This window comes from Modicisalibacter sp. MOD 31.J (assembly GCF_020147985.1).
Taxonomy (GTDB): Bacteria; Pseudomonadota; Gammaproteobacteria; order Pseudomonadales; family Halomonadaceae; genus Modicisalibacter; species Modicisalibacter coralii.
Genome location: NZ_JAGXFF010000001.1, coordinates 692,441 through 713,345, shown reverse-complemented (window position 1 = coordinate 713,345; position 20,905 = coordinate 692,441). Strand labels below are relative to the sequence as shown.

Here is a 20,905-nt window from a genome sequence, read left to right as displayed (position 1 = left end):
CTGTCATGAAAACGCCACCCTGGGCGGGTGGCGTTGGCCGAGAATAGTGAGGATTTACTAGCGCAATTCAACCGATTCGGCTGAGGATTTCCCGCCGCAAACGTCGGGCCAAAGGGCTCTGCCGGGCAATTTGTCGCAGCCGAGCCTTGGCCCCCGACCACTGGCGCGGGGCATAGTCGGCGCTGGTGTCCGCCGGCGGCGGGCACGGGGCGGCGTAGCCGTAGCGGTCATTCACCCTGGGCGCGCGGTCGAGCCGCGCCGGGGCGTCGCTGTCGGTGACGCGGAAGCCCGCGGTCTGCACGGCACGGGCGAGGATGCGCTCCACGGCGTGGCCGAGGGCGCCGTCGGTCTGCGCCAGCTCGTGTTCGAAGTCGCCCCAGTGCACGGCCTTCAGCAGCGGGTCCAGGGCCTCGGGGCGGCACCAGAACATCGAGCCGGCGAAGAAGTGCATGGTGTCCAGCGGCTCGGCGTCGCCCAGGGTCTCGAGCAGGCGGTGAACATGGGCCGGGCTTTCCGGATGAATGCCCCAGTAGCGCGGGTAGGCCAGCCAGTGGCCGGCGGGGCCGACCAGCCCCAGCTCGGGGTTGTCGGCGAAGGCACGCTGGATCTCGGCGATGCGCCCGGCGTCACCCAGCAAGGCCTGGAACATCTCGTCGCGCCAGCCTTCGCCGTCGCTGCGGTGCAGGCTCTTCTTGGCGTGGACCTTGCACACCGCCGCGTAGCCGAGCGGGCGGATCGCGCGCAGCACTTCCAGGAAGGGGGCGATGTCGCGGCCGCGGTTGGGCACCCGGGCGGTGCGCACGCCGGGCACGTCGGCGGCGAGGCGCTGCTCGGTGTCGGCAGGGGCATCCTCGGCCAGCGTCACGAAGAGGTCATGGCCGTCGGGTATGTGTCGGAGCCAGGGCAGTACCGTCTGCCACATTTCGGGGTAGTACAGATGCAGAATCACGGCGGTGTCATGGGCGCGCGGCGTGGCGGCCATGTCGGCGATGCCCCGGGGCGCTGCGTGGGCCGCCGGGTAGTGGGCGAGCACTTCCTGGGTGGCGCGCAGGAAGGCGTAGCCGTGGCGACGGTCGGGCTCCAGGTAGGCGCCCTCGGCCCATTCGTTCCAGGCGTTGATGAACACCAGTTGGCCGTCGCCGGCGTTGGCGTCGCTGCGGCGGCAGGCGTCGTCGAGCCAGCGCCGGTAGTCGCCGGGGTTGGCGCCGTGGAAGATGTGCCCGCGGCCGGGCTTTCTGGCCTCGTTGTCCCAGGCGGGGAAGACCGTCGGGTAGAGGCGGTATTCGGGGCGGGGCTTGGCGATCTGGCTGGCGACCACGTCGCGGTAATCGTAGACGCGCCCGGCGAACTCGGGGTTGAGGAATTCCAGCTCGCCTTCGATCTGGCGGGCCTGCAGGGCGTGCGGGGGGAATTCCACGGCGGCGTCGAAGCCGTAGGGCTCGGGGTCGCCGATGCCGAAGCTCTGGGCACAGACCAGGTGCAGCTCGCCGATGCCGCGCTCGCGGCAGAACTCGCGCCAGGTGCGCGCGGTGCGCGCGGCGTCGGGGATGATGTCGACCCGGTAGACGATCAGCACGGGCTTGCCGTCAACACGCAGGTAGCGCGGGTCCTCGAGCAGCGGGGCGATGTCCTCGATGAACTCCAGGTCGTCCTGGGGCTCGTGACGCTGCTCCATGAGCACGTCGTTTTCCTGGCCGTCCCAGCGCCGCGTCCAGTTCTCGTTGGCCCAGCACAGGCAGAACGGGAAGTCGATGTTGGGGTTGGCGACGTACTGGTCGATGGGCCGTTCGAGCAGGCGCTTGCGGCCGCTGAACCAGTAGTAGTGAAAGCAGAAGGCTTCGATGCCGTGCTGGCGGGCCAGTTCGACCTGGCGTTCCTGGACCTCGGGGATGCGCAGGTCGTAGAAGCCCAGTTCGCCGGGCAGGCGCGGCTGTTCGTGGCCGACGAACTGCGGCACCGCCTTGCTGACGTTGGTCCACTCGGTGAAGCCCTTGCCCCACCAGCGGTCGTTCTCGGCGATGGGGTGGAACTGCGGCAGGTAGAAGGCGATGGCGCGCATGCGGGTATCGCCGTCGAGGGCGTACTCGGTGGGCGCGACATACTGTTCGCTGGGCTTGGCGGCGCCCTCGAAGAGGATCGGGAACAGCCGGTCGCCGCTGGCCGCGTGGTGCGTGGCTTCGCCGCCCTGCCCCGGCCGGCTGCGCAGGTAATGTAGCAGCGGGTGTTCGCGGCGGTCGATCAGCTCGGGGTGCTGGCGCAGGTAGCTGGCGGTGTCGAAATCCGCCGAGGCGGCACGCCCTTCGTAGCCGCCGTGTCGCTGGTAATGCGCCAGCGGGTCGAGGCCGCGGCTGTGCACGTCGGGGTTGTGCTGGCGGTACCACTCGGCGTCGAACAGGCCGGATTCGGCGATCTGACGGCGTTCGTCACGGGCGCGGCGGGCCTCGCTCGGCCATTGCCAGGCACGCTTGACCAGGCGCTTGAGCAGCCAGCCAGGCGACTGGGCGCGGGCCTGCAGCCGGAAGTAGTGGCCGTTGAGGTCGACCAGCTGGCTTTCCAGGGTCTGGCGCTCGTCGACGGCGCGGTCGCGCTCGGCCCGGGCCTCGGCGAGGTCATCGGCAAGTCGGGCGATCTCGTCTTCCAGGCGGGCCTGTTCGGCGCTCAAGCCGTCGCGTTCGGCGATGAGGCGCTCACACTCGGCGATGAGGCGCTCACGCTCGGCCTGTAGGGTCTCGAGCTGGACATCGCGGGCCTCGATCGCGCGGGATTGCTCGTCGATGGCCTCGTTCATGCCGGCGATGCGCGCATCGCGCTCGTCGACGGCGGCCTGGTAGCCTTCCAGGGCGGCACGGGCGGCATCCAGGGCCTGCTGGCGTTCGATCACGGCGTCGGCGTGGGCGATGTCCTGGCGGTAGCAGCTCGCCGGCAGCGTCGGCAGTTCGGCGTCGCTGGCCAGGGCGATCCAGTACATGGGGTCGTCGAGGCCGTTGATGACGGCACCACCGGCGTTGCCACCACGCTCGCCGCCGTAGGTGACCATGGCGGTGGGCTCGCGGCTTTCGGGCACCACCAGCGAGCCGTAGACCACGCGCTGCCCGAACAGGGCGTGGTGGGCGAAGTGTTCGCCGAGCAGGGTCGCGAACTCGTCGCGGCTCAGTTCGCGCACGTGGTAGGGGTTGTCGAAATCGCGCACCACGCTGTATTCGTGATGGTCAGGGCTGGAGATGATCAGCAGGCCGCCGGGGCGCAGCACGCGGCGGATCTCGGCGAGCATCTCCTGATGGCGGTCGTGGTGCTCGATGGTCTCGAAGCTGACCACCACATCCACCGAGGCGTCGTCCAGGGGGATCGCGGCGCAGTCGCCGATGAGGAATTCGAGGTTGTCGCCCGGGTAGGCGGCCCGAGCATGGGCCACGGTGTCGGCGTCGATGTCGACGCCGATGACCCGCGCCGCGCTCTCGGCCAGCAGATGCGAGCCGTAGCCCTCGCCGCAGGCGATATCCAGCACGACCCGATCCTCGACATAGCGTTGCGCCAGGCGGTAGCGATGCTGGTGCTCGGCGACGATGCCGCCATCGAACTCCGGCAGGAAACGTTCTCCCGTCGTGGGCAAGGCGTTGGAATCACTGGACTTCATGCGGGCTATCAACCTCTAGCGAAATGGCGTGCATGGGAATGCCGACGAGGCCGTGGCTCTGGCTGCTGGAGTGCGACTTGAAGAACAGCGCATCATGGATCCAGTGATGCTGCACGTGCTCGTCCTGGGTGCCGTCGGCAATGGCGGTGCTGATGCTGTAGTCGCCCCGGGGCAGAATCGGCATGCGGAAGGTGAAGGCGGCATTCAGCGCCTGGCCGGGCGCGGTGCCGACGGGGTCGTCGCGGTACGTCAGGAAGCTGTTGTCGCCGAACAGGGTCTGGCCCAGGCGGTCCTTGACGTAGAAGCCGATGATCGGGCGTGTCAGCGGCTCGCCGCTCTGGGCGCGGGCGCGAATCCGCAGCGTGACGGTCTCGCCGCCGACGATCCACGACAGCGGCTGGCCGTCGGCGTCGGTGAGTTCGACGTGCTCGATGGTGGCGTGCCCCTTGCCGAAACCGCTGGCGGAGGGGTCGAACTCGAAGATTTCCAGGTCGTTGCGATACGGCGAGGCGTTGATCAGGTCCTGGCGCATGTCGCGGCGTTCGCGGGGCGCCGGCTCGGCCTGGCGAGTGCCGGCCGAGGCGCGCCCGGCGCTACCGCTGCCCTGGTTGGACTCGAAGAAGGCCTGCAGGTAGGCGTCGGCGACATCCTTGGGCTCACCCTCGGCGACCACCTTGCCGCCGTCGAGCCAGATGGCCCGCTGGCAGAGATTGAGCACCGCGGCGGTGTCGTGGCTGACGAACAGCACGGTGCCGCGCTTCATGAAGTCGCGCAGAAAGCGCATGCACTTCTGGACGAAGAAGGCGTCGCCCACGGCGAGCGCTTCGTCGATGACCAGGATGTCGGCGTCGACGTGGGCGATGACGGCGAACGCCAGACGCACGTACATGCCACTGGAGTAGGTCTTGACCGGCTGGTCGATGAAATCGCCGATCTCGGAGAAGGCCAGGATGTCGTCGAAGCGCGCGTCGATCTCCTCGCGGCTCAGGCCGAGCACCGTGGCGTTCATGTAGACGTTCTCGCGGCCGGTGAACTCGGGGTCGAAACCGGCGCCGAGTTCGAGCAGCGCGGCGACGCGCCCGCGGGTGCCGACCTCGCCGCGGGTCGGCGCGAGCGTGCCGCAGATCATCTGCAGCAGGGTCGACTTGCCGGAGCCATTGCGGCCGATGATGCCGACCGTCTCGCCCCGGGCGATCTCGAAGCTGATGCCGTCGAGGGCGTGGAAGTCGCGGCCGTATTCGCGCGGCGGCCGACCGATCAGGCGCTGCAGGCGCGGCACGATGAACTGCTTGAGCCGGTCGCGGGGGGTGGCGTAGACCCGGTAGTACTTGGCGACGTCGGCGACCCGAATGGCCACGTCGCCGCGGGCGGCGCCCTCCCCGGCTCCGGCGCTTTCCGCTGCCACGCGCTCGGCGGCGTGCACGCTGTCAGAGCACATCGGCGAACCCCTTGCGTGTCTTCTGGAACCAGGCGAAGCCCAGCCAGGCGACGACCAGTGCCGCCAGGCCGTAGGCCGTCAGCCCCAGCCAGTCGGGCATCTGCCCGGCGATCACCACCCGGCGCATCTGTTCGATGATGAAGGTCAGCGGGTTGGCGAGAATGAACGGGCGGAACGTCTCGGGCAGCGCGGAGAGCGGGTAGAACACCGGCGAGAGGAACAGCAGCATGGTGGTGACCAGCGACATGGTCTGGCCGATGTCGCGCAGGAAGACACCCAGCGAGGCCAGCATCCAGCCCAGGCCCAGCGCCAGCAGGCACAGCGGCAAGGCGACCAGCGGCGCGAGCGGCAGGGTCGCGGGTATGTCGTGGTCGATCGCGAGCTGCGCCAGCACCAGCACGACGAGGCTGACCATGGCGTGGAACAGCGCCGAACCGAGCGGCACCAGGGGCAGGATCTCCAGCGGGAAGACCACCTTCTTGACGTAGTTCTCGTTGGCCAGGATCAGTCCCGGGGCGCGGTTGAGCACTTCGGCGAACAGGCTGTGCACGATCAGCCCGGCGAACAGTTGCAGGGCGAAGTGCGCCTGGCCGCCTTCCGGGGTCATGCCCCAGCGCGCCTCGAACACCACGGTGAAGACGAAGGTGTAGACACCCAGCATGATGATGGGATTGAAGAACGACCAGGCGAGACCCAGCACCGAGCCCTTGTAGCGCCCGACGACGTCCCGCTGAATCATCTGCCGTGTCAGGTTCCGGTAGCGCCACAGGCGCTGTAGCATCGCCGGAAGCGAAACCGATTGGTAAGCGTGAGGATTCATCGTCCCTCTTTATCAACTACGACTCGAGCCGTGTATGATCGACATCCGTGCCGCTGACGGCCATTTGGTCGGGCATATTACAGTAGTCGGGTTATGTTGAGAATTGTCGCCGATCCGGAACCCGGCGCGGGGCCGCCGGCTGACGCGGGTCGTGGCACCGGAGGTGCGCCGGCGGCCCTGCAGTGTCGCCGGTAAGCGACAGGTCATGGATGAACGAGGGAGAACAGCGTTGCGTCGAGTCGGTATCTGTGTACCAACCCTGAATGCGGGCGCCGACTGGGCGGCATGGCTGGCGGCGACGCGGCAGGCGGCGAACGGCTATCGCTTGCTGGTCATCGATTCGATGTCCGACGATGCCACGGCGACGCTGGCCGAGGCCGAGGGCTGCGAGGTGCGGCGCATCGCGCGCGGTGACTTCGACCACGGCGGTACCCGTGGCTGGGCGCTGGAGCTGTTGGCGGATTGCGACATCGTGATCTTCGTCACCCAGGATGCGCTGGTCGCCTCGCCGGAAGCGTTCACGCGACTGGTCGCGGCCTTCGACGACCCGAGCATCGGCGCCGCCTACGGTCGCCAGTTGCCCTATGACTGGGCGACGCCGGTGGCCGCCCACGCCCGACTGTTCAACTACCCGCCCCACTCGCACACCATGGCCGCCGAGGATGTCACACGCTACGGCATTCGTGCGGCCTTCCTGTCCAACTCGTTCACCGCCTACCGGCGCGAGGCGCTGATCGCGGCCGGCGGCTTCCCCTGCGGGACCATCCTCAGCGAGGACATGATCGCCGGCGCGCGGCTGTTGAAGAACGGCTGGCGGCTGCACTACTGCGCCGAGGCGCAAGTCTATCACTCGCACAACTATTCGCTGTTCCAGGAGTTCCGCCGCTACTTCGATATCGGCGTGCTGCACGCCAACGAGCCGTGGCTGCTGGAGATGACAGGCCGCGCCGAGGGCGAGGGGCGGCGCTTCGTGGCCTCCGAGGCCCGCTATCTGCTGCACCGCGCGCCTTGGCTGCTGCCCATGGCTACCGTGCGCAACGGCTTGAAGTACCTGGGCTATTCGCTGGGCCGCCATCACCAACGGCTGCCCAAGCGCTGCAAGCCGGGGCTGTCGATGCACGCCGGCTACTGGCGCCGCAACGCCTGACGCGCGCCGCGGTTCAGGGCTGGGGGTTGAAGAAGCCGCGCTTGACGGTGAGCGCGAGGATCTTGAGGTCCATGCCCAGCGTCCAGTTGTTGATGTAGTAGAGGTCGTGGTCGACCCGCCGTTCCATGTCGCCGACATCGCGGGTCTCGCCGCGCAGGCCGTAGATCTGCGCCCAGCCGGTGATCCCGGGCTTGACCCGGTGGCGCTGCATGTACTTGACGATCATGTCCTTGTAGAAGGCGTTGTGATCCAGGGCGTGGGGGCGCGGCCCGACCAGCGACATGCGCCCCTGGAGCACGTTGTAGAGCTGCGGCAGCTCGTCGAGGCTGGTGCGGCGCAGCCAGCGGCCCAGCGGGGTGATGCGCGGGTCGTTGCGTTGAGCCTGGCGGGTGCCGTCCGTCGCGGAATGAGCGCGCATGGTGCGGAACTTGTAGATCTTGAAGCGTTTGCCGTCGAGGCCGTGGCGATACTGCTTGAACAGCACCGGCCGCCCCATCGACAGCCGGACGGCCAGCGCGACGAGCAGCATGACCGGCAGAAAGCCGACGAACAGCAAGGTGCCGAGCAGGTAGTCCTCGATGCTCTTGACGATGCGTGCCGGGCCGTGGAGCGGACTGTAGTTGAGGTCGATGGAGAACATGTCGGCGACCTGGGCGGCACGGTGGTTGAGCAGGCGCACGTCGGAAAGATCGGGGAAGTAGCGCACGTTGACCGGCACGCCGATCAGCCGGTCGGCCAGTGCCTTGACGGTGTTCCCGCAACTGAGCGGAAAGCTCAGCCAGATCTCGTCGAAGTCGCGCTGAAAGACCGATTCCCTGGCCAGTTGCACGACTGCCTCGAGGACCTGGTCGTCGCGGTCGTAGTCGATGGTGCGGTCGATGCGATAGCCGATGTAGGGCATGCCGGCGAGGCGCTGGCGGGTCTGCTCGGCGTTGGCGGCGGGGCCGATGAACAGGATCGACTTGATGTTGCGGCCGCGGGCACGCAGCCGCCGCAGGTAGCCGTAGAGCAGGCCGCGGGCGAGCAGGCCGACCGCCAGCACGCTGAGCGCGGAGAGCCCCATCCACAGCCGGGAATAGATATAGCCGCTCTGGGTGACGACCAGGAAGGCGCTGATCAGCAGCACGGTGGTCAGCCAGCTGGCGAAGTAGGTGCCGAACATGCTGAACACGCTGCGTCCGCGCCAGGGCTCGTAGAGCCCGAATATCTCGCCGGTGGCGGGCAGCAGCAGGGAGCCGGCAACGATCAGCAGCGGGTATTCGGTGCCGAAACCGAAGGCGAGATCGGGCAGGCACCAGAAGTAGAAGGCGCTGACCAGCATGGCGGTGGCGGCGTCGAAGCCGCGCATGACCATGCGCAGGAGGTCGTTACCGGGCCGTCTTGGCATCATCGGCGTGCTTGCCTCGTGGGTGGCGCGTCCGTGTCGTCGCGGCCGTCACGCCGCGGCGTGGCCGGGCCGGCACGACCCGGCACGCTGCGCCGCGCGGCCGGCGCTCACCCGGTCACCTGACGCAGTACCTGCATGGTATCGACGAGATCCTGGGTGTCCAGGTCGCCCACCGCGGCCTTGAGGTTGAGGCGATCGAGCAGGTACTGACGAATGGTCTCGACGAGCTTGATGCGCTGGTCGTAGAGATCGGCGCGGGCGTCGAGCACGTCGACGAGATCGCGCAGCCCGAGTTTCTCGCCCTTCTCGGCCGCTTCCAGGAACAGGTTGCTGGAGTCGACGGAGCGCTGCAGGGCCTCGATCTGCCGGGCGTCGCCCTTGAGGCTGCGCAGCCGCGTTCGCACTTCCTGACGCGCCATCTTGAGGGCGTTGACGTAGGTGGAGCGGCTGGCCTTCAGCGAGAGTTCGCCCTGGCGCACGCTGGCGGTGGTATAGCCGCCCTCGTAGATGGGCACGTTGAGCCGCAGGCTGGCCGAGGCGTCCTTGCTCTCGCGGTAGGGGTCGTTGGAGTCGCGGTCGGAATAGGACATGCTCAGGTTCAGCTCGGGGTAGTGGCCGGCGCGGCGCACCCCGGTTTCGGCCTTGGCGACCGCTTCCTGCTGCTTGCCCAGCTTGACCTCGACGTTGTTGACGACGCGGTCGAGCCACTCTTGCTCATCGCCGAAATCGCCGGTGAGGTCGACCGTGCCCAGGTCGCCGAGCCGGCTGCCGGTGAATTCGGGCAGTTGGCCGGTGAAACGCTCGAGCACGCTCAGGGCGTTGTCCAGCTCGTTCTCGGCCTGCAGCTTGTCGGAGACGGCCTGGTCGAGCCGCGAACGCGACTCGAGCAGGTTGATGCGGTCGCCGACGCCGAGATCGTAGGCGCGCTGCGCCTGCTTGACCTGCAACTCCAGCGACTTCTCCTTGGAGTCGAGTAGGCCGAGCTTGCGCGAGGCGAGAAAGGCGTCCAGGTAGGCCTTGGCGACGTCGAGGGCGAGATCGCGCTCGCCCACCGCCACCTTGAGGGTGGCGGCGTCGCTCTGCGCTTCCGCCTTGCCCACCTTGCGCCAGCGCTCGAGGCTGAACAGCGGCTGGGTGACCTGGACCTGCCAGGTCTTGTCCCGGGTCACGCCCTGGTAGCGCGCCTCGTAGTCGTCGCTGACGGTACTGAGCTCGTTGTCCGGGTTGTACTCGGGATTGTCGGTGTAGTAGTTGTCCGAATGCTGATAGAGATAGCTGGCACTGGCGCTGACCTGCGGCTTGAGCCCGGCCTGGGTCATCGGCACGTTCTGCTGGGTGGCTTCGGCGTTGTAGCGCTGGCTGGCCAGCTTGGCGTCGTTGCTCAGCGCGAGTTCGAACAGCCGTGGCAGCGAGGGCAGCGCGTGTTCGTTGCCCAACGCCGACGCGTCACCCTCGGCGACGCTCGCGCCGGCCTCGCCGACGGCAACGCTGGCCACGTCACCCGGCGCCGGCTGGCCGTTCATGACCGGCAGCTCGTCGGTCCAGTGCATGCCGCCATCGCCCTGGGCCATGGCCAGCGGGGCGGCCAGTGGCGCCGAGACCAGCAGGCCGTACAGGGGGAGTCGCTTGAATCGCTTGACCATGGTCATTCCTCACGCATGGCGCGTGCCAGCATGTCGGTGATGGGTTTGGCCACGTAGCTGGCGAAGGTGCGCTCGCCGGTGCGAATCATCACTTCGGCGGGCATGCCGGCCAGCAACTGCATGTTCTCGGTCATCTCGCGCTTGCCTTTCGGCGTCACCTTGACCCGGGCCTTGTAGTACTGGGTACCGGTGGCCTCGTCCTTGAAGGTGTCGGCGCTGACGTTGGTCACCTCGCCTTCGATGACATTGGTCAGGCGCTGATTGAAGGCGCTGAAGCGGATCTCGGCGTACTGCCCCGGATAGATGTTGTCGATGTCCTTGCTGGGGATGCGGGCCTCGACCACGAAGTCGTCACCGGAGGGCACGATGTTCATGATCGGCTCGCCGGGTTTGACGACGGCGCCGATGGTGTGGATCGTCATGCCGACCACGGTGCCGGCGACCGGCGCGGTGACGGTGGTGCGCTTGACCTGGTCGCTGAGCGCGGTCATGCGCTCCTCGGCGTCGGCGATGTTGGCCTGGGCCTCGCGCAGCTGCTCGCCGACCTCCTTCTGGAACTCCTGCTGCTTGACCTGCTGCTGGACCTTGTTCTCGCTGATCTGCGACTTGAGCTTGGCGATCTCGGAACGGTGCTGGGCGATCTCGCCCTTGAACTGCAGCACCTGACGCTCGAGTTCGCGCAGGCGCTGGTTGTCGCCCAGGCCTTCCTTGAACAGCGCCCGGTAATCGCGCGCCTCGCTCTGCAGGGAGGCCATACGCGACTGGTTGACCTTGATCATCTTCTGCAGGCCGTCGATCTGTTCGCGCATCTGGTTGGCCTGCTCGTCGAGGGCGTCGAGGGTACCCTGGAGCGATTCGCGGCGCGCCTGGAACAGCGCGCGCTGCACGGCGAGCACTTCCTTGACGCGCGGCGCGTCGCTGTCGAGCAGTTCCTCGGGGAAGTCGAGCGCATCGGCGCCCTTCTGCTCGGCCATCAGGCGCACTTCGGCGGCGCGATTGATCAGGTACTGCGAGCGGGCGATCTCGAGCTGCGAGCGCGCCTGGGTCTTGTCGAGGACCATCAGGGTCTGGCCGGCGTCGACATGGTCGCCGTCCTCGACGAGGATGTCCTTGACGATACCGCCTTCCAGGTGCTGCACGGTCTTCTTGAACGATTCGACCGAGACCGAGCCCGGCGCGACCACGGAGACGGCCAGGTCGGCGGTCGCCGCCCAGCCGCCGAAGCCGCCGAAGGCGATCAGCAGGATCAGCAGGCCCAGACGCCGATAGCCGCGGTCGTTGATCGGCAGCGTCTTCTTGCCCGGTTCGCGGGAGACCGATTCCCCTTCGATGGATTCCTCGTAGGGGGTGATGTCGTGACTGGTGGAGTTGTCGCCTGCCATGCTCAGTTCTGCTCCGAGGATTGCGAATCGCTGCCCGGTTGGTTGCCACCGCCCTGCACGGCGGTGAGACGGCTGCCCGACTTGCTGCTGCCGGCCAGGCTCGACCGGCCGCTGCCGGCGGGCTTGGCGAACTGCGCCAGCACCTGATCGCGCGGGCCGAACATGCTGACCTGGCCTTCCTTGAGGACCAGCAACTGATCGACGTGCTTGAGCACGCTCTGGCGATGGCTGATGACGAACAGCGTGGTGCCTTCGGCCTTGAGCTGGCGGATCGCTTCGCCCAGTGCGCGCTCGCCGCTGTCGTCGAGGTTGGAGTTGGGCTCGTCGAGCACCACCAGTACCGGGTTGCCGTAGAGCGCCCGGGCCAGGCCGATGCGCTGGCGCTGGCCGCCGGAGAGCGCCCCGCCGGAACCGCTGATGACGGTGTCGTAGCCGTTGGGCAATTGCAGGATCATCTCGTGCACGCCGGCCTTCTGGGCGGCGGCGACGACTTTCTGGGCATCGACCTGGCCGAAGCGGGCGATGTTCTCGCTGATGGTACCGTCGAAGAGTTCGATGTCCTGGGGCAGATAGCCGATGTGCGGGCCGAGTTCGTCACGATTCCAGTGAATGATCTCGGCGCCGTCGAGGCGCACGCTGCCGACCTGGGTGGGCCAGATGCCCAGCAGCACGCGCGCCAGGGTCGACTTGCCGGCCGCACTGGGGCCGATGATGCCGATGTGCTCGCCGCTGCCCACCGAGAAGTTGATGCCGCGAATGGTCGCCATGCGTACCCCCGGAGGCGCGGCGGCGACCGTCTCGACGTCGATGTCGCCCTTGGGCGCCGGCAGCGACATGCGCCGCTGCTCCTCGGGAATCTGTTCGAGCAGTTCGTTGAGACGCTTGTAGGCGCTGCGCGAGGCGACGAAGCCCTTCCAGCTGCCGATCATCTGGTCGATCGGCGACAGCGCCCGGCCCATGAGGATCGAGCCGGCGATCATCATGCCGGGTGTCATCTCGCCCTCGAGCACCAGGAAGGCACCCAGACCGAGGATCATCGACTGGAACAGCATGCGTAGCACCTTGGAGGCGTTGGCGAGCGCACCGGCGCGATCGCTGGCCTGGGACTGCTTGGCGAGGAATTCGTGATGCTTGCTCGCCCAGCGGCCCATGATGCCGGGCAGCATGCCCATGGCGTGCAGGACTTCGGAGTTGCGCAGGTTGGAGTTGGCCAGCTCCTGGGCCTTGATGTTTTCCGAATTGGCTTCGGAGAGCAGCCCCTTGGTGGCCTTTTCGTTGGCGATCGCCAGGGTCAGCAGGACGATGCCCGCGCAGGTGGCGAAGACCCCCAGCCAGGGGTGGAAGAGAAACAGCACGGCCAGGTAGATGGGCACCCAGGGCGCGTCGAAGAAGGCGAACAGGCCATTGCCGGTGAGAAACTGGCGCAGGCTGGTCAGGTCGTTGAGCGGCTGGGCGGACTGCTGGCCCTGTGACATGACGCTGCGCCGGAACATGGCGCTGTAGAGGCGCTGGTTGACCATGGTGTCCAGGCGGTTGCCGACGCGGATCAGGATCCGCGAACGCACCAGTTCGAGCAGCCCCATGACGGCGAACAGGAAGATCACCACCAGGGTCAGCATGAGCAGGGTGTCAGCGCTGCGCGAGGAAATGACGCGGTCGTAGACCTGCAGCATGTAGAGGGGGGGCACCAGCATCAAAAGATTGATGAACATGCTGAAGAACCCCACCGAAACGAACGATCCCCGACATGCCTTCAAGGCACGTTGCAAGTCGGTGGCTTCTTGACGGGTGGCCATGCGCTCACTCACTAAATGGTTGGGTAACAAGGGGTTGCAGGCACCGATGGGCGACACCTGGATGTCCGTGCTCACGGCTCTCGAACTGTCGGCGCTTCGCTCGGCGGTCCTGCTCCTTAAGCGAGGCCGCCAAGGATATCAGAATCGCGACGCCAGCATGAGGGGCGTCTTCACAAAATAGAACGAGGCGCCGTTGGACGGCGCCTCGATCAGCCTCTACGGGCGGCAGCTATTCCGCCGTTTGGGGTCAACCCTGGCGGTACACCGGCAAGCGCGCGCAGACGGCCTCGACCTTGGCCTTGACGTCGGCCTCGGCTTTCGAGGAGTCGCCCTGCTGCATGGCGTCGAGGATGTCGCAGATCCAGCCGGCCAGGTCGCGACACTCGGCCTCACCGAAGCCGCGGGTGGTGACCGCCGGGGTGCCGATGCGCAGGCCGGAGGTGACGAACGGGCTCTGCGGGTCGCCCGGCACGGCGTTCTTGTTGACGGTGATGTGGGCGCGGCCCAGGGCGGCGTCCGCGTCCTTGCCGGTCAGGCCCTGCTTGATCAGCGAGAGCAGGAAGAGGTGATCCTCGGTGCCGCCGGAGACCACGTCGTAGCCGCGCTCGAGGAACACGCCGGCCATTGCCTGGGCATTCTTGACCACCTGCTGCTGGTAGCTCTTGAACGCGGGGTCCATGGCTTCCTTGAAGCAGATCGCCTTGGCGGCGATGACGTGCATCAGCGGACCGCCCTGGCCACCGGGGAAGACCGCGGACTGCAGCTTCTTCTCGATGTCGGCGTCGTCCTCGGCGGAGAGGATCAGGCCGCCACGCGGGCCGCGCAGGGTCTTGTGGGTGGTGGTGGTGACCACGTGGGCGTGCGGCAGCGGGCTCGGATAGACGCCGGCGGCGACCAGCCCGGCGATGTGCGCCATGTCGACCAGCAGGTAGGCACCCACCTCGTCGGCGATCTCGCGGAACCGGGCCCAGTCGATGATCTGCGAGTAGGCGGAGAAGCCGGCGATGATCATCTTCGGCTTATGCTCGCGAGCCAGCTTGGCGACGTCGTCGTAATCGATGTGGCCGCGCTCGTCGATGCCGTACTGCACGGCGTTGTAGTGCTTGCCGGAGAAGTTGGGCTTGGCGCCGTGGGTCAGGTGACCGCCGGCGTCGAGACTCATGCCCAGCACGGTGTCGCCCGGCTTGACCAGCGCCTGGAAGACCGCGCCGTTGGCCTGGGAGCCGGAGTGCGGCTGGACGTTGGCGTAGGTGGCGTTGAACAGCTGCTTGGCGTAGTCGATCGCCAGTTGCTCGACGACATCGACGTGCTCGCAGCCGCCGTAATAGCGCTTGCCGGGGTAGCCTTCCGCGTACTTGTTGGTCAGTTGGGTGCCCTGGGCCTGCATCACGCGCGGGCTGGCGTAATTCTCGGAGGCGATCAGCTCGATGTGCGCTTCCTGGCGAGCGTCTTCCTGCTGCATCGCTTTCCAGAGCGCGTCATCGAAACCGGCAATCTGCATATCACGGGTGAACATCGGCGAGAATCCTCGGATCAAGGGGTGAATCCAGGCCGGCATGATACCCCAGCCCCTCCCCCCTTTCACATGAAAGGCGGTCAAGGCTGCCCGAGAATTTCTCACGCGGGGTTTAGTGAGGCTGAAGTCAGGATCAGACAACTCAGCGAGTGGACATGACACAATGCGAGACCTATGCTTTAGCATAGGCCAAAAGCGAGGTAGCCATGTCGAGCGAACGTCACGTCCGTCTCTTCCGCAATGGCCGTAATCAGGCCCTGCGCATTCCCCGCGAATTCGAGCTGGCCGGAAACGAGGCCATCATTCGCCGCGAGGGCGACACCCTGATCATCGAGCCGATCAAAAAGGCCGGGCTGCTGGAGACCCTGCAGCGTCTAGAGCCGGTCGATGAGCCCCTGGGCGATGTCGATGAGGGGATGATGCCGCTCGATGATGTCGAGTTATGAGTCGCCACGGCTATCTTCTGGATACCAATATCGTCTCCGCACTCGTTCGCGACCCGCACGGTGCCGTGGCACGGCGGATCGCCGAGGTCGGTGAGGATGCCATCGCGACCAGCGTCATCGTCGCGGCGGAGCTTCGCTTTGGTGCCGGCAGGCGGGGCTCCGAGCGTCTGACGCGCCAGGTGGAAACACTGCTCGATGTGTTGGACGTGCGCCCGTTCGAGCCACCCGCCGATCGACATTACGCCCGAATCCGCCGGCAACTGGAACGCGCCGGGACGCCGATCGGCCCCAACGACCTGCTGATCGCCGCTCAGGCACTGGCGGAACAGCGCATCGTGGTCACCGCCAACACTGGCGAGTTCGATCGTGTCGAGGGATTACGGGTGGAAAACTGGCTTTGAGAGGCCTGGAGGCCCGCCTCCCGCTATTCGAACATTTCCAGTAGCAGCGGATGCCATATCGCCTTGTCGATCTCGCCCAGCCGGCCCAGCAAGCGGGCCTTATCGATACAACGCACTTGATCCAGCAGGATGCGGGCTTGCTTACCCTGGAAGGTCAGCTCGGGCCGACAACCCAACGGCTGGCCCTTGCTGGTAATGGGCGCCACGATGACACGTGGCAAGGCGGCGTTCATGTCATCGGGAGAAACGACCAGTGCGGGCCGAGTCTTGCGTATCTCGCTGCCCAGGGTCGGGTCCAGGTTCACCCAGTAGACATCGCCGCGCCGGACGGATTTTGGTCGCTTCACCATTCCCAATCGTCACTATCGGTTTCGGGGGGCAAGCCTTGCCAGGCATCGGTATCGTGCTCTGCCTGGTAGCCCTCGAACCAACCCTGTCGCGCCGGTTTTACCGGCTCGATGACGATACGTCCGTTTTCCTGGTGCAGCTCGATCTCGCCATCGATACCGCACTCATCGAGCAATAGCGCGGGAATCAGTACGCCACGTGAATTGCCGATCTTGCGTAGTGTCGTTCTCATGGCTCCTCCAGACATGCCAAGTAATAACTATGTTATTACTTGGACGGCTATTTTGCCAGCGCCTGGTCACAGGCTTAGCCCTCCCCCAGCAGACCGAGGCTCTCGACCGGGGCCTGGCGCCGCACGCCGCGGGACAGTCCATGGCCGATCACGCCGATGAGCAGCGCGCCGCCGAGCGGCAACACCAGCCACAACCAGAGGTGCAGGCGCGGCGCGAGATCCAGGAAGCCGGCATAGATGCCCAGCGCGGCGAGTTCGGCGAGCAGCGCCCCCATCAGCCCGCTGGTGAAGCCAAGCAGCGCGAACTCCACGCCCTGGACCCGGGAGATCAGCCGGTTGCCGGCGCCGAACACCCGCAGCAGGCCGCTTTCGTGGGTGCGCAGCGTATGGCTGGCGGTGAGCGCGGCGTAGAGCACGCTGATGCCGGCGAGCAGGACGAAGCCCAGCACCAGCTCCACCGCGCGGGTGACCTGGGCGAGCAGATCGCGCACCCGGCCGAGGATGGCGTCGACGTTGAGCAGCGACACCCCGGGATAGGCCGAGACCAGCCGCCCCAGTACGTCGCCGTGGGCGGCGGCGTCGAGATGAAAGGCGGTGATGTAGCTGTGGCCGTAGCCTTCGAGTACCCCGGGCGGGAAGATCACGAAGAAGTTGGGCCGGAAGCTGTCCCAGTCGAGATCGCGCAGACTGGTGATCTCGCCGGTGACGGTATCGCTGCCGATGGTGAAGGTCAGGGTGTCGCCGAGGCCCACGCCGAGGCGTTCGGCCAGGCCGCTCTCGAAGGAGATGGGCACGCTGCCCGGCGCCACCTGGGTATCGGCGTCGAACCACTGCCCGGCCACCACGCGGTTGCCGTCGGGCACTTCCTCGCGCCAGGTCAGGTTGAGCTCGCGTTGCAGGGCGTTGTCGCCGCGGTGCTCCTCGGGAACCGCCTGACGCGGCGGCCGGCCGTCGATGGCGGTGATCCGCCCGCGCACCATGGGGTAGAGCGCGGTGCGGGTCTCGGCGACCTCGTCGAGGATGTCGACGAAGCCCTGGCGCTCGCCGGGCTGGATGTTGATGGCGAAGTAGTTGGGCGTATCGGCGGGCAGCTGTGTCTGCCAGGTGGTGAGCAGATCGCCGCGCACCAGGGTGATGATCGCCATGGCCGCGAAGGTCACCGAGAAGGCCAGCAACTGGCCGAGACTGGCGTGACGGCGACGCGCCAGCTGGCTGGCGCCCAGGCGCAGGGCTTGTGCCAGCCCGCCGGGGCGCGAGGTGGCGTCATCACGTCCGACCCGCGCGGCCAGCCGCAGCACCAGCGCGAGCAGCGCCCAGCCCAGGGCCCAGAGCGCCGCGAGGGCGATCAGCCCGCCGCCGAGCAAGGCCGCCGAGAGGCCGAAATCCCCCGAGTAGAGCCACAGCAAGGCGCCGAACACCAGGCTGGCCACGGCCACCACCAGCCACGCCGAGGCGGGCAGCGGATCGAGCTCGCGGCGCAGCACCTTCAACGCGCTGACGCGCTTGAGCCGCAACAGCGTCGGCCCGGCGAAGCCCACCAGTACCGCCAGCGCGGTGAGCACGCCGAGCAGCAGCGGCAGCACGCCGGGCGGCGGCAGTTCCAGCGGCAGAAAGCGGGTCAACAGCGCCAGCAGCCCGGCCTGGCCCGCCAGTCCCAGCAGCGCGCCGGTCACCGAGGCCGCCAGTGCCAGCCACAGCAACTGCCAGGCGAACAGCCGGGCGAGCTGGCGCTGACTGGCCCCGAAGCAGCGCAGCAGCGCGGCGGTATCCAGGTGACGATCGACGTAACGCCGGGTGGCCATCGCCACCGCGACCCCGGCGAGCAGCACCGCCGCCAGCCCCGCCAGGCTCAGGTATTTCTCGGCGCGCTCCAGGGCGCTTCCCAGTTGCGGGCGGTCGTCGCGGACGTTCTCGATCTCGACGCCCTCGCCGCGCAATCGTTCGAGCGTGGCGTCCATCGCGCTCACCGCCTCGGGCGGGCCCTTGGCCAGCAGTTCGTACTCGATGCGCGAGCCGGGGCGCACCAGGCCGGTAGCGTCGAGATCGGCCAGACGCATCATCAACCGCGGGCTGAAGCTCGAAAAGCCCGCCGACTGGTCCGGCTCGCGGTCGATGATGCCGGAAACCGTCAGTTCGCTCTGGCCGACCCGCACGCGGTCACCGATCGCCACGTCGAGCAGTTGCGCGAGCCGCGGCGCGATCCACACGCTGCCCGGCTCGGGGCCGCGCGAGACCAGCGTGATGCCGTCGCCGAGATCGACATGCACCTGGCCATAGAGCGGGTAGGCGCCGTCGACCACCTTGAGGCTGGCGAGCTGGAAGGCCTCGCCACGGCTGACCATGGACACGGTGTCGACCTGATCGGAGAGGGTCAGCCCCGCCCCGTGCAGGGTGTCGCGCAGCTCGTCGCCGAACGGGCTGCCCTGTTCGAGCTTGATGTCGCCGCCCATCAGTTGCCCGGCCTGACGCGTCAGACCGCGATCCAGGCGGTCGAGGAAGAAGCCGATCATGGTCGTCGCGGCCACGGCCAGGGCCAGGGCGACGAACAGCGCGCGCACGTCGCCGGCGCGCAGGTCGCGCCTGAGCCCCTTGAGCGACAGCGCCAGCATGGCCCCCGGCGAGGTCATGCCTGCACCTCGTCGCGGTCGAGCACCTCGAGACGACCGCCCTCGAGACGCAGGCAGCGCTCGCAGCGCCGCGCCAGATGGGGGTCGTGGGTGACCAGCACCAGCGTGGTGCCGGCCTCGCGGTTGATCTCGAACAGCAGTTCGATGATCGCGGCTCCGGTGTCGCGGTCGAGGTTGCCGGTGGGCTCGTCGGCGAACACCAGCTCGGGCCGGGTGACGAAGGCACGCGCCACGGCCACCCGCTGCTGTTCGCCGCCGGAGAGCTGCTTGGGCAGGTGATCGAGACGCTCGCCCAGCCCCACCCGGGTCAGCCATTCGCGGGCGCGTTCCTGGTGATCGCGGCCGGGCAGCAGCTCCAGCGGCAGCAGCACGTTTTCCTGCGCGGTCAGCGTGGGCAACAGCTGGAAATTCTGGAACACGAAACCGACCCGGCCGGCACGCAGCGCGGCCCGGCCGTCCTCGTCGAGCGACGGCAGCGAGGATCCGAACAGCTCGAGTTCGCCGTGGCTGGGGGCATCAAGCCCCGCCAGCAACGCCAGCAGGGTCGACTTGCCGGCCCCGGAGCTGCCCAGGATCGCCACGCTCTCGCCCGGCATGACGGACAGATCGAGCCCGTCGAGAATGGTCAGCCGGCGATCGCCGCTGGCGACGTGCTTGGACAGCCCGCGTGCCTGTAGAATCGGGGACTGTTGCGAGGCGGATTCACGCGCATGGGAGTCGGACATGAGACATGCTTTCCCTGTGGTTTCACGGTTGGTGCTGCTGGCGTGGCTCGGGTTGTGGCTGGGGGCCGCCCAGGCGGTTGCGGCGAACGCCCCGACCACGGTGCTGGTAATGGGCGACAGCATCAGCGCCGGTTACGGCATCGATCGCGACCAGGGCTGGGTGGCGCTGCTCGATGCGCGCCTCGACGATTCGGTCAAGGTCGTCAACGCCAGCATCAGCGGCGAGACCACCGCCGGCGGCGCGACGCGCCTGCCCGATCTGCTCCGACAGCACCACCCGGACATCGTTCTGCTCGAACTCGGCGGCAACGACGGCCTGCGCGGGCTGCCACCGCAGCAGATGCAGACCAATCTGGCGCGCATGATCGAGGCCAGCCAGCAGGCCGGCGCCAAGGTGGCGCTGCTGGGCATCGAGATTCCACCCAATTACGGTCAAGCCTACGCCGACGCCTTTCGTCGGGTCTACCACCGCCTGGCCGATCGCTACGACGTGCCGCTGGTGCCCTTCCTGCTCGAGGGCGTCGCGCTGAACGACTCGCTGATGCAGGACGACGGCATCCACCCCACCGCCGAGGCTCAGCCGCGACTGCTCGACAATGTCTGGCCGGTGCTGGAGCCGCTGTTGCCAAAGCCGGCTGTCGCCGCCCAGGAGTGATCGCGGCCTCGGGAATTGCCGGCAGTCCAAAAAAGGACCAAACTTGGACCACTGCACCGAGCCATAGCCCGATCCGGAGGCAAGCCATGCGCACCGAAACCATCAGCTACCTGAAGCAGAACGCCGCCAGCCTCGACGTCGAGGAGCCGCTGGTCATCACCCAGAAGGGCAAGCCGACCTATGTCGTCGAATCCTACGCCGCCCACGAGCGCCGGGAACAGGCCATCGCCCTGCTCAAGCTGCTGAGCCTCGGCGAGAAGAGCCGCGAGGAAGGCAAGACCCTGAGCGCCGAGGAGTTCACGGCCCGAGTCAAGGCTCGCCACGCGGCCGAACGAGGCGAGTCGATGTGAGTACTGCTGTCGTCGTCAGCTTCGAGACCACGGCCGAAGCCTCTCTCGAAGCCTGCGAACACTTCTTGATCGACCAATTGGACATGCCCCTCGAGCAGGCGCAGGCGCTTTCCCTGAGATTGCTCACGACCACCATGGAGCGGTTATCTCAGCGGCCCGGCACCTATCCCGTCTGTCGCCTGGCGCTGGAAATGGGCATCAGCCATTACCGTGAGCTGCTGATCGACGGCTATCGCGTCATCTACCGTTATCGGCCCGACGAGAACCAGGTCGCCGTTCATCTCTTCGCCCATCAGCGCCAGGACTTCAAGCAACTGCTGTTCGAGTACCAGCTATTGTATTGACGAGCCTGCCGGCT

18 protein-coding genes are annotated in these 20,905 nt (G+C 67.3%); 6 read left to right on the top strand and 12 right to left on the bottom strand.

Going from position 1 to position 20,905, the window contains the following annotated elements; genetic code table 11:
* Positions 1 to 67: 67 nt before the first annotated feature.
* From KGR00_RS03215 to KGR00_RS03205, 3 genes are read right to left on the bottom strand one after another with little or no spacing between them, the layout of a single operon-like run.
* Positions 68 to 3,634 (bottom strand): glycoside hydrolase family 99-like domain-containing protein, encoded by a 3,567-nt coding sequence (locus tag KGR00_RS03215; protein WP_224424117.1) that lies wholly within the window; start codon positions 3,632 to 3,634, stop codon positions 68 to 70.
* On the bottom strand, positions 3,621 to 5,072 hold the full coding sequence (locus KGR00_RS03210) for an ABC transporter ATP-binding protein (protein WP_224424116.1): 1,452 nt from the start codon (positions 5,070 to 5,072) through the stop codon (positions 3,621 to 3,623). The genes KGR00_RS03215 and KGR00_RS03210 overlap by 14 nt, the downstream gene beginning before the upstream one ends.
* Positions 5,062 to 5,892: an ABC transporter permease gene (locus KGR00_RS03205; protein WP_129139147.1), complete on the bottom strand. Its 831-nt coding sequence runs from the start codon at positions 5,890 to 5,892 to the stop codon at positions 5,062 to 5,064. The genes KGR00_RS03210 and KGR00_RS03205 overlap by 11 nt, the downstream gene beginning before the upstream one ends.
* Positions 5,893 to 6,121: 229 nt before the next feature.
* Between KGR00_RS03205 and KGR00_RS03200 the strand changes: the two genes are divergently transcribed.
* Positions 6,122 to 7,039, top strand: coding sequence for a glycosyltransferase (locus tag KGR00_RS03200; protein WP_224417687.1), 918 nt, complete (start codon positions 6,122 to 6,124; stop codon positions 7,037 to 7,039).
* A gap of 13 nt (positions 7,040 to 7,052) precedes the next feature.
* Here KGR00_RS03200 and KGR00_RS03195 read toward each other — a convergent pair whose 3' ends face one another.
* The 5 genes from KGR00_RS03195 to glyA form a co-directional block, all read right to left on the bottom strand.
* Complete coding sequence (locus tag KGR00_RS03195) at positions 7,053 to 8,429, bottom strand: undecaprenyl-phosphate glucose phosphotransferase (RefSeq protein ID WP_224424115.1); 1,377 nt, start codon at positions 8,427 to 8,429, stop codon at positions 7,053 to 7,055.
* A gap of 104 nt (positions 8,430 to 8,533) precedes the next feature.
* Positions 8,534 to 10,069, bottom strand: a complete 1,536-nt coding sequence (locus tag KGR00_RS03190) for a TolC family outer membrane protein (RefSeq protein WP_224417689.1) — start codon at positions 10,067 to 10,069, stop codon at positions 8,534 to 8,536.
* 2 nt (positions 10,070 to 10,071) lie between these two features.
* Complete coding sequence (locus KGR00_RS03185; RefSeq protein WP_224417690.1) at positions 10,072 to 11,451, bottom strand: HlyD family type I secretion periplasmic adaptor subunit; 1,380 nt, start codon at positions 11,449 to 11,451, stop codon at positions 10,072 to 10,074.
* A 2-nt stretch (positions 11,452 to 11,453) separates the two neighbouring features.
* Positions 11,454 to 13,247, bottom strand: coding sequence for a type I secretion system permease/ATPase (locus KGR00_RS03180; RefSeq protein WP_224417691.1), 1,794 nt, complete (start codon positions 13,245 to 13,247; stop codon positions 11,454 to 11,456).
* A 247-nt stretch (positions 13,248 to 13,494) separates the two neighbouring features.
* Positions 13,495 to 14,763 (bottom strand): serine hydroxymethyltransferase, encoded by a 1,269-nt coding sequence (glyA, locus tag KGR00_RS03175; RefSeq protein WP_224417692.1) that lies wholly within the window; start codon positions 14,761 to 14,763, stop codon positions 13,495 to 13,497.
* A gap of 206 nt (positions 14,764 to 14,969) precedes the next feature.
* Between glyA and KGR00_RS03170 the strand changes: the two genes are divergently transcribed.
* Together KGR00_RS03170 and KGR00_RS03165 are read left to right on the top strand one after the other, a co-directional pair.
* Positions 14,970 to 15,209 (top strand): AbrB/MazE/SpoVT family DNA-binding domain-containing protein, encoded by a 240-nt coding sequence (locus tag KGR00_RS03170; protein WP_224417693.1) that lies wholly within the window; start codon positions 14,970 to 14,972, stop codon positions 15,207 to 15,209.
* On the top strand, positions 15,206 to 15,610 hold the full coding sequence (locus tag KGR00_RS03165; RefSeq protein WP_224417694.1) for a type II toxin-antitoxin system VapC family toxin: 405 nt from the start codon (positions 15,206 to 15,208) through the stop codon (positions 15,608 to 15,610). Before KGR00_RS03170 ends, KGR00_RS03165 begins: the two co-directional genes overlap by 4 nt.
* 23 nt (positions 15,611 to 15,633) lie before the next feature.
* Here the strand turns inward: KGR00_RS03165 and KGR00_RS03160 are convergent, their stop codons facing one another.
* From KGR00_RS03160 to KGR00_RS03145, 4 genes are all read right to left on the bottom strand, one after another.
* On the bottom strand, positions 15,634 to 15,960 hold the full coding sequence (locus tag KGR00_RS03160) for a type II toxin-antitoxin system PemK/MazF family toxin (protein WP_129139140.1): 327 nt from the start codon (positions 15,958 to 15,960) through the stop codon (positions 15,634 to 15,636).
* Entirely contained in the window at positions 15,954 to 16,190 is a 237-nt protein-coding gene (locus KGR00_RS03155; protein ID WP_129139139.1) for an AbrB/MazE/SpoVT family DNA-binding domain-containing protein, read from the bottom strand. The genes KGR00_RS03160 and KGR00_RS03155 overlap by 7 nt, the downstream gene beginning before the upstream one ends.
* A 74-nt stretch (positions 16,191 to 16,264) precedes the next feature.
* Positions 16,265 to 18,817, bottom strand: a complete 2,553-nt coding sequence (locus tag KGR00_RS03150) for an FtsX-like permease family protein (protein WP_224417695.1) — start codon at positions 18,815 to 18,817, stop codon at positions 16,265 to 16,267.
* Positions 18,814 to 19,542 carry an ATP-binding cassette domain-containing protein gene (locus tag KGR00_RS03145; protein WP_224417696.1) on the bottom strand — a complete coding sequence of 243 codons (729 nt, stop codon included), beginning with the start codon at positions 19,540 to 19,542 and terminating at the stop codon, positions 18,814 to 18,816. The genes KGR00_RS03150 and KGR00_RS03145 overlap by 4 nt, the downstream gene beginning before the upstream one ends.
* Between KGR00_RS03145 and KGR00_RS03140 the strand changes: the two genes are divergently transcribed.
* From KGR00_RS03140 to KGR00_RS03130, 3 genes are all read left to right on the top strand, one after another.
* Entirely contained in the window at positions 19,541 to 20,197 is a 657-nt protein-coding gene (locus tag KGR00_RS03140; RefSeq protein ID WP_275423107.1) for an arylesterase, read from the top strand. The two genes, KGR00_RS03145 and KGR00_RS03140, sit on opposite strands and share 2 nt — an antisense overlap.
* Before the next feature lie 86 nt (positions 20,198 to 20,283).
* A complete protein-coding gene (locus KGR00_RS03135; RefSeq protein ID WP_129139136.1) occupies positions 20,284 to 20,547 on the top strand; it encodes a type II toxin-antitoxin system Phd/YefM family antitoxin in 264 nt (87 codons plus the stop codon).
* Positions 20,544 to 20,891 (top strand): type II toxin-antitoxin system RelE/ParE family toxin, encoded by a 348-nt coding sequence (locus KGR00_RS03130; protein ID WP_224417697.1) that lies wholly within the window; start codon positions 20,544 to 20,546, stop codon positions 20,889 to 20,891. The genes KGR00_RS03135 and KGR00_RS03130 overlap by 4 nt, the downstream gene beginning before the upstream one ends.
* The last annotated feature ends 14 nt before the right edge of the window (positions 20,892 to 20,905 follow it).